Genomic DNA, 11970 nt, shown 5'->3' on the forward strand with positions numbered 1-11970 from the left:
ACGGATAAAAACTGCCAGATTATATACGGCTTTCTAAAAATTTCACCAACCTCGTGACGAGATCCCCGTCCTGGAGCAGCTTATGTGACCAGTGTCGCCCATGTTGCTGCCATATCGCGGCGTGATCCGGCCATTGGGCCCACCATTCACGGGTATTTTCCCCCTGATTGAGGGCATGGCTGAAACCGCGCAGCCACTGGCCGGTGGCGGTGGGCAGCTCTGCCAGATAGTGGTCGAGAAAGCCGTCCAGCTTGACCATGTGCGCCTGCTCTTCCTGCGGGTAGATATGCCAGAGGAAGGGGCGGGCAGCCCACTGGGCCCGCACGAAGGAGTCTTCGCCGCGCACCAGGTTGAGATCGCAGCTCCACAGCAGCCGATCGTAGCCGGCCTGATCGGTCATCGGCAGCAGCTTGATGGTGAGGTTGCCCACGCGCAGCAGATCCCCCGCCCGGGCCGTGGGGACGGCATCTGCCAGCCCGGCGCCGGTGAGCACGTCGTTGAGGGAGCGCCCGAGCGGCAGCAGCAGGGTGACGGGCGTGGCGCCCTGGCACCAGCTCTCGACCAGGCTGGTCAGGGCGGCGCTCTCGTAGGTAAAGAGGCTGACCCGCAGCTCGAGCTCCTGTTTGGGGGGCAGGCCCAGGCTCGCCCAGTAGGCGGCAAGGCCCGCCTTATCCTGTTGCCAGCGCTCGCGCTCGACGATGAGACCGCGCTCGCACAAGAGGCCGCCGGTTCTGGCGGTGAAGCCCGGGAAGAAGAAGTATTTGTTGAGACTCAGGCTGCCGAGACTCTGGCTCTCGAGACGTTGGGGGGAGGCGAGGCCATGGCAATCCTCGACCCAGCTCTCGGCCGAGAGGTATTCGAGGTTGAGCCAGCAGGGGGGCCTGGGCTGGTTCGCCATTCGCTCAATGAAGGGGGCGGGCAGTTCACAGGCGAACGCCTCGATCACCACCCGGGCCGGGATGGTGTCCGCCGGCAGGGTCTCGTGCCAGTGCTGGATATGGATGCCGTCGACCCACTGGCTCTCCAACGCCGGGTCTAGCCCAGGGCAGATGCGGGCGAAGCTCGCCAGATCGTCCACCCAGAGCCGCACCTGAACCTCACTCTCCTGTGCCGGGAGCGCTCCTTCCTGTTTCAACTGGCGGGCCAGCCGCCAGGTGACACCGATGTCACCGAAGTTGTCCACTACGCAGCAGAAGATGTCCCAGTCAAACGGGGGGAGGGGGCTTGTCATGTCGTGGGGTTCCAGATGCAAAAAACCGGTGCGCAGGGTAGCACACCGGTTGGCTGGCTTCTAACCGTCAGCGCGTGACGGTGGCTGCGGCGAGTTACTCCTTGCCGTAGACGTTGTTCTCTTGCTCGCGCACCCGGATAAAGGTGGTGCGCTTGGTGAGTTCCTTCAGCTGGCTGGCCCCCACATACGTGCAGGTGGAACGCACGCCGCCCAGGATATCGCGCACCGTGTTCTCCACCGGGCCGCGGTAGGGCAGCAGCACCGTCTTGCCCTCGGAGGCGCGGTACTCGGCGACGCCGCCGGCGTGCTTGTCCATGGCGCTGGACGAGCTCATGCCGTAGAACTTCATGAAGGGTTCGCCATCTACATCGACGATCTCGCCACCGCACTCCTCGTGGGCCGCCAGCATGCCGCCCAGCATCACGAAGTCGGCGCCGCCGCCAAACGCCTTCGCCACATCCCCGGGGCAGGTGCAGCCGCCGTCACCGACGATCTGGCCGCCCAGGCCGTGGGCCGCATCGGCACACTCGATGATGGCGGAGAGCTGCGGGTAGCCGACGCCGGTCTTGACCCGGGTGGTACAGACCGAACCCGGGCCTATGCCCACCTTGACGATGTCGGCGCCGGAGAGGATCAGCTCCTCCACCATCTCGCCGGTCACCACGTTGCCCGCCAGGATGACGTGGTTGGGGCAGGCCTCGCGGATCTTGCGCACGAATTCGACGAAGTGCTGGGAGTAGCCGTTTGCCACGTCGACGCAGATGAAGCGCAGCGCCTCGGACATGGCCAGGATCTGGCGGGTCTTGTTGAAGTCATCCTCGGAGGTGCCGGTGGAGACCATCACATGGCCCAGCAGCGCCGGGTCGGTTTCGCTCACGAAGGTTTGCCACTGCGCAAGGCTGTAGTGCTTGTGTACTGCGGTCATCATCTCGAAGCCGGCCAGGGTACGCGCCATGGCGAAGCTGCCGACGGTATCCATGTTGGCGGCGATGACGGGCACGCCCTGCCATTGGGTCTGGGTATGCTTGAAGGTGAACTGGCGGGTCAGGCTGACTTGGGAACGGCTCTTGAGAGTAGAGCGCTTGGGGCGGAACAGGACATCCTTGAAACCGAGCTTCAAGTCTTCTTCGATACGCATTACGAATTCCTTATTGAGCCTTGTTTGATAGGTCACTTTGCAGTGGCAACTTTTCGGCAGGCACAAAAAAACCGGTGGTTTTCAGGGCCTCCGGTTTACAACAGTGTAGGCAAAAATCCCTCCGGAACAAGACTGATAATTCGCGAAGCCTTGTGGTAGCCTTTGGCGTCACAACCTGAGCACAGCCTCGGGTTTCATCCAACGCCAATCTTGCCTCCCTCCTTGCCTGCCAGGTCAGCTTCTGATGACTCTGTTCTGCTCCGTCACCGCAGGCTGCTGACGCACCGCATCCGGCCACTCGTCACTCGCTGGTCTGCCGTGCTTTTCAGCGGTTGACAGCGGCGCCTTCCATCCCCACTCTGGGCGGCTCGGGCCTGTGTCGGCCCCGTCCTGACAAGGAGTAGACATGATCCGATTGCGAATGATACCGCTGCTGCTGGCCGGGTTCGCCCTGCCGGCCCTCGCCGCGCCGGCGCCCGCCATCTATGGCTGGATTGAGAAGGGGCTCATCATGCCGAGCGGGGTGGCGGTGAAGATGAAGCTGGATACCGGGGCGCTCACCTCCTCGCTCGATGCGCGGGATCTGCGCCACTTCAAGCGTGACGGCAAGCCCTGGGTGCGCTTTACCCTGCTGGTGACCGATGCCAATACTGACCGGCAGGTGAGCCAGACCCTGGAGCGGCCGGTGGAGCACATGGTGACGGTGCGTGGCGCCGGCGGCATGGAGCAGCGCCCCACGGTCACCATGTCCATCTGTTTGGGCGACAAGGTGTACGAGGAGTGGTTCACCCTGCGGGATCGCAGCAAGATGATCTATCCGGTGCTGCTGGGACGCCGCCTGCTGGCGGATCTCGGCGCAGTGGATTCGAGCCGCACCTTCACGGTGCAGCCGAGCTGCCGCTAGAGCAATTTCGGCGCGGATCTAAAAAACGGCGTTTCACAGCTAAATCACACTGTCTCTGCCAGCGGTAGCATTTGCACCATACCCTCGATGCGGGCGAGCCCATTCGCCCGCAAGGGATGGAGCATGGAGTGGAGCATAGTGAAAGCCTACCAACAAACCGTATCTGAATGGCTATCGCTCGCAGGTGAGCAGCAGGGCGTTGCCTTGAGCCTGGGAAGTGATGGCCACTGCCGTGTGCCGTTCGGCCAGGATGGCGAGTGTCTGGTCGAGGTGCCAGACAACGATGAGCTGCAAGCGTGTTACCTCTATATCCCGTTGTTGCGCCTACCGGAAGATACCAACGGCCAGTTGACCCTGACTCGGGCAGCCCTCGAACTGAACATGTTTGGCCTTGTCACCGGGGGCAGCCAGATCAGCCTGGACAGTCGCAGTAACCACCTGGTGCTGACTTTTTCTTCTCTCATCGAAATGCTTGATAGCGCTCTGTTCATGCAGACCTTGGGCGAGTTTCTCGATCTCGGCGTTACGTTGCTGGGGCAGTTGCAGAGCGTGCTCGCGCAGCAGGAGAGTCCCTCGCGTCCATCCCCGTTGTCCGGCGTCATCATTCCATGTTGACGGGTGTCCGCTCGTATTAATCAGGAACAGAATATGTCTATCCAAAACATTGGGCAGCCCCTGCATACCACCACAGTTACTTCTCATGCTCATGGCGAGGTACAGACCTCGTCTCGTCAGAGCAAGGTGCACCACAATCTGGCGTCTCACTATACCAGCCTCGGGTTCGGTTCCCGTGTACAGCCAGGCAAGGTATTGAATACCTCGCTCAAATGGCTGACCCTCAGTGCTCCGGCTCGCAAGATTGGCATTGCCATTCAGGGTGGTCATGACTCTCATGCCCAGAGCGCCAAAGGCAAGGCTCGTTACTGGACAGGCGCCCTCATCAAGGGCTTGGCCAATATCACTGGGGGCATCAGCAGTGTCGCCAGTGGCGTTGTGACCGCTGGCGCTGCCGGGGTGAAAAATCTGGGTGAGTCGGCCGCCCGTCTGGTTGCCTCCTCTTCATTGGGACTGGCTGGTGCCGTGATGAAAGGGGCTTCCCATTTGCCCCTGGGCGTGTCGGAGCGACTGCAGCAAGGGTCACAGCAGGCGTTGAGTGCAGCCAAAGAGGTGCTCAAGCCTGCCTTCGTAGCCAAGTCGGAGCAGGAACCACTCACTGCCGAAGGGGCTCGTGCCGTCATGGATGCCGCCCAGCTGGCAAGAGTCAGTTGTTCCAGCAGCTATCGGGAGATGCCGGCTGGTTATCATCACGCTACGCTGGCGGACATACCGCCTTCTATCCTGGCGCGGCGTGAAGATGGAACCGGTGGTAGCGGGAGTGCGCTGGCCCTTCATGTTGTTGCGAAAAAGGGTGAAAACGACCCCTTCATCCTGGCTGGGGATGCCTGGTCTGCGCTCAAGGTCGCTGTCTACAAGCGTGACGATACCGTGGTGCTCTCGTTTGTTGGTACTCAGCCAACCAAACGACCGGGGACGCTGAAGAGCGATGCCGGTGCGGCACTCGGGATCAAGGACAGCGCGTTTCAGGATGCAGACCGTCTGGTCAAGGCGTTTGCCCAGCAGCATGGTGGCAAGGTCGAGGTACAGGGTCACTCTCTGGGAGGTGGTCTGGCGCAATATGCCGGTATCAAACACGGGTTGAAGGTTACGGCCTTTAACAGCATGGGGTTGCATGTTGGGCTACGGGATCGCCTCGCCCACAAGCTTGATCAAGCCAACGTAACCCATATCAATACCAGTGGCGATCCGCTGAGCCAGAAGGTTGAGCACGGGATTTTCGGGCTGGATGCCTCTGCTCAGGTGGGCAAGCGGTATGTCATAGAACATTCCGGTGGCCACCGGATGGAGGCCGTGACGGCCGGTTTGGACAAGCTGCTTGCTTGAGTTGCCGACTGCAGCCTGGCTGCTTCTGCGTAATCAACCAGTGTGAACAACGCCTCCGATGGGAGGCGTTGTCGTTTCCGGGTCATGGCGGGGATGGGGTGCGAGAGGGCAGCAGCACGCTCACTTCCAGCCCCCCTTCTGGCCGGTTGTGGATGTCGAGATCGGCGCCGTGCAGCTGGGCGATGCGCGAGACGATGGCCATGCCGAGGCCGACCCCGTCCCCCTGCTGGGGATTGACCCGAAAGAAACGCTCGCACAGGCGCGACAGGGCGGCGGTGGGGATGCCGGGGCCGTTGTCGCGGATGTCGACCCTGACCCTGTGCCCCTCCTGGCAAGCCTCGACCACGATCTCGCCCTGCGCCTGGGTGTAGCGCAGGGCGTTGTCGATGAGGTTGCTGAACATCAGCTCCAGCAGGGTGGCCTGCCCCATCACCGTCAGTTGCTCGGTGCCCTCCAGCGACAGCTGTTGATCCTTTTTCAGGGCGATGGGGGCCAGGGTGGCCAGGGTGCCCTGCAACAGCTGGTTCAGGTTGAGCTCGCTCAGCTCCAGTCCCTGCTGGTTGTCGATACGGGCCTGGGTCAGCAGCTGGCGTAGCAGCCGATCGCTGCGATCGAGTGCCAGCAGCATCTTCTGCAGGGAGTGCTGACGGCTCTCGGCATCCTCGGCGGCCAGCGCGTTCTCGCTGTGGATGCGCAGCACCGCCAGCGGGGTGCGCAGTTCGTGGGCCGCCTCGTTGGTGAACTGCTTCTCCCGCTCTATGGTGTCGGCAAGGGCGTGCATCAGCCGATTGATCTCGTTGGTGAGCGGGGTCAGCTCCTGGGCCCGGATCTTCAGGTTGAGCGGGCTCAGGTTGGCCGGGTGGCGCTCACCGATGGCCTGGGCCAGCTGGCGTAGCGGCGCCAGCCCGCGGGAGATGAGCCACCACAACAGGCCAAGCAGGAAGGGCAGGGTGATGAGCAGCGGCAGCATGGTCAGGGTGGCCATCTTGCTGGCCAGCTCGCTGCGCTCGTCGTCCCGCTCCGCCACGATGAGCCAGGTCTGTGCATCCTGGTTGTAGAGGGTGAAGGTGCGCCACTCGTGGTTGTCTTTGGTTACGCTGTTGAAGCCGGGAGCCAGGGTACCTAGGGGCTGGCTGGGGGCACTGGGGGAGCGCAGCAGTATGCCGTCCTGCTCGCTTAGCAGTTGGAAGTAGAGGTTGCGCTCGAACTCGTGGCCGAAGGGGGTGAGCTCTCTGTCTTCCCCCCGCAGGTTGAAGCTCTTGTCTTTCTGCCACGGCTCCGGGTTGCTCTGCTCCCACTCCTGATAGACGGTGCCGTTGGCGGGCAGCTCGCCGTTTTGTTCCAGATAGCGGCCGAGCAGCTGGTTGGTGATGCGTGCCGACTGGGCGAGCCTTGCATCGAACAGCTCCTCCATTTCGTGGCTCGCTTCCAGATAGCCGATGAGGGCGCTCACGGCCAGGCTGGTGCTGACCAGCGCCAGGATGCCGGAGAGCAGGAAGCGGCGGATGGAGCGGGGACGTGTCATGCCCGGCCATCCCGGCGCTGGGCCTGTTCAAGCTGGGGAATGATGTAGCCGACCCCGCGGATATTGCGGATGAGGTCGCTGTAGAACTTCTTGCGCAGGTGGTGAATGTGCACCTCCACCGCGTTGCTCTCGGCCCCCTCGTCCCAGCCGTAGAGGCTCTGCTGCAGCTGATCCTTGCTCAGCACCCGGCCGCTCTGGGTGATGAGCTCCTGCAGCAGCTTGTATTCGTGGGGGGTGAGCTTGACCGGCTCGCCCCGATAGGTGACCTGCTGGGATTCGGGATAGAGCTGCAGCTCGCCGTATTCGAGCACCGCCTGGGCCTGGCCCTTGCTGCGGCGCACCAGGGCGCGCAGGCGGGCGTTGAGCTCCTGCAGGGCGAACGGCTTGACCATGTAGTCGTCGGAACCCGCATCCAGCCCCAGCACCCGGTCGTCCAGGGCGTCACGGGCGGTGAGGATCAGCACCGGCAGTGTCTGGCCTTCCCGGCGCAGCTTGCGCAGCAGGCTGATGCCGTCGATGTCCGGCAGGTTGAGATCCAGAATGAGCGCGGCAAACTCCTCGCTCTTGAGCACCGACAGGGCAGGCAGCCCCTGCTGCAGCCAGTCCACCGTGTAGCCGCTGCTGCGCAGGGCATCCACCATGCCGTCGCCCAGCATCACATCATCTTCCACCAACAGGATCCGCATTGTTATTCCCCTCAAAAGACGCTGCCCACCAGTATGCAAGCTGGTGGGCAGAGTTTAAATAGCCCGCTGATCCCGAACGGATTTACAGCTTGTCGAGGCGATCGCGGATCTCGATGCGTCGACCCTGATCAGCCAGCTCGCGACCCGGTCGGGGCGGGGCAGACAGCGCTTTTTCCAGATAGCCCTTGGCCTCGGCCTTGCGGCCCTGATCCAGCAGGAAGTCGCCGTAGAAGAAGTTGGGGTCGATGCCGGTCGGGTTGATGGCCAGCGCCTGCTTGAGCAGCTGCTCGGCCTTCTCGTCATCGCCAAAGCCCACCGGCCAGCCCGGCACCTGGTAGTAGAGCGAGCCCAGGCTGGTGTAGGCGGAGCCGTCCAGTGCCTTGGGGTCCTGCCGGAGGGCGATCTCCAGCTTGGCCTTGGCCTCCTTGACCAGACCGAGCGCACCCAGCCCGCCCTTGGCGCCGGCCCAGGTGCTCTTGACGATGGCCGACCAGATCAGCAGATCGGTGCGAAAGGCCTCCTTGGCGCTGGCCTGATCGGCCTCGCTGCTCAGCTGTTCGAGGCAGCTCTCCTTGGCCTTGCCGGTCTGTTGATACTGACAGACCGCCCACTGCTGCTGGATGACGGGCAGGGCGTCGGCGGCCTGGGCCATCCCCGAGCCCAGCATGAGCAGCAGGAGGGCGCCGTGGGTGAAACGGGGGCGGAAAGTGGCGTGCTTCATCTTAACGTTCCTTCTCTGTCATGACGGAGGTGGCGTGCCCCGACGTGCCGGCAGCGGGTGCCGGGTGGCGGGCATAGCGCTCTATGATGGGTTTTTGCCTGGCCAGCGCCCGGTCGACCAGGCCAGGCAGCAGGCCGTTGAGCCGCACGAACAGCTTCTCCGGCCAGCCGAGCCAGCTGCGGCGGGTTTCGTTGCACAGGGCGATGACGGCCTCCTCGGCCACGTCCTGCGGGCTGTCGGTGTGGGTGCCGAGCTCGGCATTCATCTCGTAGGCCGCCTCCGAGTTGAGGCGGGTACGGGTGGCGCGGGGGGCAAAGTGCAGCACCTGGATGCCGGTTCCCTCCAGCTCGCGGCCGAGTGCCTCGCTGAAACCGCGCAGGGCGAACTTGCTGGCGCAATAGACGCTGTAGCCGGCATAGCCGATGGCGCCGAAGCTGGAGCCGATGTTCATGATCACCGCCGGCTTGCGCAGGCGGGGCAGCAGCATGCGGGTGAGCTGGATCGGCGCCTCGACGTTGAGCAGCAGCTGGCGCTCGACCTGCTCGCTGCTCTGATCCTCCAGCCAGGCAAACTGGTTGCAGCCGGCGTTGTTGATCAGCACGTCCAGCCCCTCGTCCAGCGCCGGGTGCTGCAGCAGTCTGGCCCGCTCCTGGGGCGAGCCCAGATCGGCGATCACCGTCTGGTGGCGCTCCGGGTGCGGCAGCTCCTTGCACAGCCGCTCCAGTGCACCGGCCCTGCGTCCGTGCAGCAACAGGTGTGCTCCCTGGGCCGCCAGCTCCTGGGCCAGCGCCTCGCCGATCCCGCCGCTGGCGCCCGTGAGCAGCACGAGTTTTCCTTCAAGCTTCATGATGTCTGGTTTTCCGTCAGTTGATAGAGCATGTCGGCGTAGAGGCGGTAGACCACCCTGGCCGAGTGAATGATGGCCGCCTGATCGGCCGGGCTCTCCACCCGGTTCATCAGGGATTCGAAAAACTTGAGGTGATCCTGATCCAGTGCGCCGTGGGAGCTGAGATAGCTCATGGCCTGGGGCGGCAGACCGAGGCCCGCCTTGAGCTGGTCGGCCACGGTCAGGGCGATGGCGACGCTGGTGCCTTCCAGCACCTGCACCATGCCGAAGAAGCCCATGGGGTTGCCGCGCTGCACCTGGTCATAGAGAAAGGCCACCATCAGCTCGATGGGCAGATCGGGATGGCCGTGGCGCACCGCCTCGGCATCGCCACCACAGGCGCGGATGTCGCTCAGGATCCACTCCTGATGGCCGTACTCCTCGTCGATGTACTCCTTGATGGCGCCGCGCACCCACTCATACTCCTGGCCCAGCTTGCCGCCCGTGGCCATCAAGAGCGGCACCGTGTGGCGCACGTGATAGAAGGCCTGGGAGAGGAAGCGCAGATAGGTGTCGCGGGAGATCTCCCCCTTGCGGCATGCCTCTATGATGGGGGCGTTGAACAGATGCTCGCGCTCACTGGCAGTGGCTTGTTGCAGAGTCTGATAGAAGCTCATGAGGTCTCTCCTGTAAGGCATTGGCTGATCTGCCGGGAAAAGTGGTGATAAATCCGTTCGCGACGGGGGCGGCCGTTGGCGGTCAGCAGCTCCGGATGTTGATCCAGCGCCACCGGCAGCCAGTGATGGATGCGGGCGTAGTCGGGCAGGCGATGATTGAGCTGCTCGATCTGCTGGGCCAGCAGGGCGTCGGTGCCGGGCTGCGGCTGGATCAGGGCGACGTTGGCCGGCTGGCCGTCGCCGAAGATCACGATGCGGGCGATGGCCGGGCAGAGCTGGGCTTCCGCCTCGACCCATTCGGGGGAGAAGTTGCGACCGAAGGCGGTGATCTGGACGTTCTTCTTGCGCCCGGTGATGTGCAGATAGCCCTCATCATCCAGGTGGCCCAGATCGCCGGTGGCGACCAGCGCTGGTACCGCTTCATCGCTGCCCAGATAGCCGAGCATGGCGGCTCCCTCCACCAGGATCTCGCCGTCGGCGGCGATCGATACCCGGCAGTGGGGCAGTGGCTGGCCGACGCTGCCCAGGCTGTGGCCGTCGGGGCCGTTGAGCGCCACGACGGAGCCGCACTCCGACAGGCCGTACCCCTCGTAGACTGGCAGCCCCAGCTTGCGGGCCCGGCTGATGAGCTCGGGCGAGACCTTGCCGCCCCCCACCGCGACGAAGCGCAGGGCGGCCAGCTGTTCGGCCAGCGCCGGGTTGGCGCTGCACAGGGCCAGCAGCAGGCGCAGCAGTTCGGGCACCAGCACCAGGCTGTGGGTGGGCCAGCGCAGCAGGGCCTGGGCCAGGGTGGCCGGGTCCAGCTTGCTGGAGCCGGCAAAGCCGAGCTCTGCCAGCGAAGGGATGCGACTGCAGGCACCGGTGAGCAGTGGCACGTAGAGACCGGTCAAGTTTTCCAGCAGGGTGGTGAGCGGCAACAGGGTCAGGTGCTTCTCGACCTTGGCCGGGGCGACCCGTTCGGCCAGCGAGCTGCAGACCGCCATCATCTGGGCCAGCGACAGGCAGACCCCCTTGGGCTGGCCTGTGGTGCCGGAGGTATAGGTGATCTTGGCGGTGCCGGCCGGCAGGGGCGGCAGCCGGGCAGGAGTGCGGCGCCACAGCGGCAGCTCGCCGACCGCGAGCGTCAGCGGTTCGCTGGCCTGCCAGCCCGGATGGTGGGGGCCGATCAGGGCGTCGGCGCCGCTGCTCTCCAATAGCCACTCCTGCTGCTCCAGGCTGAAGAAGTGGGGGATCGGGATCACCACGATACCGGCCATGGCGCAGGCGAGATCGATGAGTGCCCAGGGCAGGCTGTTGTCCAGTTGCAGCGCCAGCCGGCTGATCCCGGCCATCTGCAGGCGGTCGGCCAGCGCTGGCAACTGCTGCCACAGCGCCTCGTAACTGAGGCTGTGCTGGCTGCTGGCAAGGGCCGGGCTGTGGGGCGTCTGGCGGGCGAAATAGGCGATTTGGTCAAACAGCATCATAAGGCGCTCCGATGCGGGCAGTTGAACAGGGAGGGCATGGGGGCCAGCAGGGAGAGCAGCAGGCTGCCCCGGGCCAGCGCCTGCCGCCCGAGGCCGAGGTCGCCGACCATCACCTTGGGCTGGCAGTGGTAATAGGCGCCCCAGGCGCTGGCGTCGTCACCCACCTTGTCGGCCCGGGCGGGGGCCAGCTCCACCGGGGTGAGGTGAAGGCGGTGGAAGCTGTTGCGCAGCTTGGCGGTGCCGGTGAACACCACGTAGTCGAGATCGTTGTCGCACAGCAGACGGCAGAGCGCCGCAAACATCAGGCGGGCGTTGCCGGGCTCGCTGCAGGCGAGGTTGCCCACCTCGACGATGCGATCCCGCCGGGCGGGGGCGCCGAGCCGGGTTTCAATGGCGGCCTCGATGGGCTGATCCAGATACTGCTCCAGATAGAGGCGCTCGCTGCCGGCCAGCTTGAGACCGCAGGCGCCGACCAGCAGGCCGTCGGCCCGGTAGAGGCCGAGCAGGCAGGGCAGAAAATGGGGAATGCGGGCGTTGAACTCCTGGCTGTAGGCCGCCTGGATGTAGCCCTGCAGTGCCATGACCTGTTGCGGGGTATCGGCCAGCGCCAGCCGATAGGGGGCTTGAATGTCTGTGGTCATGGATGGCTCCTTCTTGTCGATTGTCATCAGACTAAAGGGGCAAACTTAAGAAACCCTTAAGAGGTGAAAAATCTGTTTCACACAGAGGCAACTGGTTGAAAAAATAGGTAAAGCTGCAACCCGAACACGGGGCGGGCGGACAAAAAACCTTGTCAGCCGCCAGGCGGGCAGGCAAGCTGCGGCCACGTTTGACCGCCCGCTTTCGAGAGGAGATGCC

Annotated in this window: 12 protein-coding genes; 3 read left to right on the top strand and 9 right to left on the bottom strand. The window is 64.2% G+C overall.

Annotation, left to right across the window (positions count from 1 at the left end):
• Positions 1-19: 19 nt before the first annotated feature.
• Both earP and AB5Y95_RS13105 read right to left on the bottom strand, forming a co-directional pair.
• The gene (gene earP, locus AB5Y95_RS13100) at positions 20-1231 is read right to left on the bottom strand and encodes an elongation factor P maturation arginine rhamnosyltransferase EarP (protein ID WP_216973269.1); all 1212 of its coding nucleotides are present in this window, start codon (positions 1229-1231) and stop codon (positions 20-22) included.
• A 94-nt stretch (positions 1232-1325) separates the two neighbouring features.
• Positions 1326-2369 (bottom strand): GMP reductase, encoded by a 1044-nt coding sequence (locus tag AB5Y95_RS13105; protein ID WP_017764973.1) that lies wholly within the window; start codon positions 2367-2369, stop codon positions 1326-1328.
• 406 nt (positions 2370-2775) lie between these two features.
• On the opposite strand from AB5Y95_RS13105, the gene AB5Y95_RS13110 reads away from it, so the two are divergent.
• From AB5Y95_RS13110 to AB5Y95_RS13120, 3 genes are all read left to right on the top strand, one after another.
• Entirely contained in the window at positions 2776-3273 is a 498-nt protein-coding gene (locus tag AB5Y95_RS13110) for an ATP-dependent zinc protease (protein WP_216973267.1), read from the top strand.
• 123 nt (positions 3274-3396) lie between these two features.
• Positions 3397-3888 carry a CesT family type III secretion system chaperone gene (locus AB5Y95_RS13115; protein ID WP_017781585.1) on the top strand — a complete coding sequence of 164 codons (492 nt, stop codon included), beginning with the start codon at positions 3397-3399 and terminating at the stop codon, positions 3886-3888.
• A 33-nt stretch (positions 3889-3921) separates the two neighbouring features.
• Complete coding sequence (locus AB5Y95_RS13120) at positions 3922-5214, top strand: phospholipase (protein ID WP_017781586.1); 1293 nt, start codon at positions 3922-3924, stop codon at positions 5212-5214.
• 82 nt (positions 5215-5296) lie between these two features.
• Here the strand turns inward: AB5Y95_RS13120 and AB5Y95_RS13125 are convergent, their stop codons facing one another.
• The 7 genes from AB5Y95_RS13125 to AB5Y95_RS13155 form a co-directional block, all read right to left on the bottom strand.
• The gene (locus AB5Y95_RS13125) at positions 5297-6739 is read right to left on the bottom strand and encodes an ATP-binding protein (protein WP_368161300.1); all 1443 of its coding nucleotides are present in this window, start codon (positions 6737-6739) and stop codon (positions 5297-5299) included.
• Positions 6736-7425: a response regulator gene (locus AB5Y95_RS13130; protein ID WP_005298307.1), complete on the bottom strand. Its 690-nt coding sequence runs from the start codon at positions 7423-7425 to the stop codon at positions 6736-6738. Before AB5Y95_RS13130 ends, AB5Y95_RS13125 begins: the two co-directional genes overlap by 4 nt.
• Before the next feature lie 82 nt (positions 7426-7507).
• Positions 7508-8146 carry a tetratricopeptide repeat protein gene (locus tag AB5Y95_RS13135; RefSeq protein ID WP_099358723.1) on the bottom strand — a complete coding sequence of 213 codons (639 nt, stop codon included), beginning with the start codon at positions 8144-8146 and terminating at the stop codon, positions 7508-7510.
• A gap of 1 nt (position 8147) precedes the next feature.
• Positions 8148-8993 (bottom strand): SDR family oxidoreductase, encoded by an 846-nt coding sequence (locus tag AB5Y95_RS13140; protein ID WP_005298312.1) that lies wholly within the window; start codon positions 8991-8993, stop codon positions 8148-8150.
• Positions 8990-9649, bottom strand: coding sequence for a TenA family transcriptional regulator (locus tag AB5Y95_RS13145; RefSeq protein ID WP_019839559.1), 660 nt, complete (start codon positions 9647-9649; stop codon positions 8990-8992). Before AB5Y95_RS13145 ends, AB5Y95_RS13140 begins: the two co-directional genes overlap by 4 nt.
• Positions 9646-11112, bottom strand: coding sequence for an AMP-dependent synthetase/ligase (locus AB5Y95_RS13150; protein WP_368161303.1), 1467 nt, complete (start codon positions 11110-11112; stop codon positions 9646-9648). Before AB5Y95_RS13150 ends, AB5Y95_RS13145 begins: the two co-directional genes overlap by 4 nt.
• A complete protein-coding gene (locus AB5Y95_RS13155; protein WP_201898946.1) occupies positions 11109-11753 on the bottom strand; it encodes a thermostable hemolysin in 645 nt (214 codons plus the stop codon). The genes AB5Y95_RS13150 and AB5Y95_RS13155 overlap by 4 nt, the downstream gene beginning before the upstream one ends.
• Between the last annotated feature and the right edge of the window lie 217 nt (positions 11754-11970).

Source organism: Aeromonas sp. R5-3 (assembly GCF_040908225.1).
Classification (GTDB): Bacteria; Pseudomonadota; Gammaproteobacteria; order Enterobacterales; family Aeromonadaceae; genus Aeromonas; species Aeromonas dhakensis.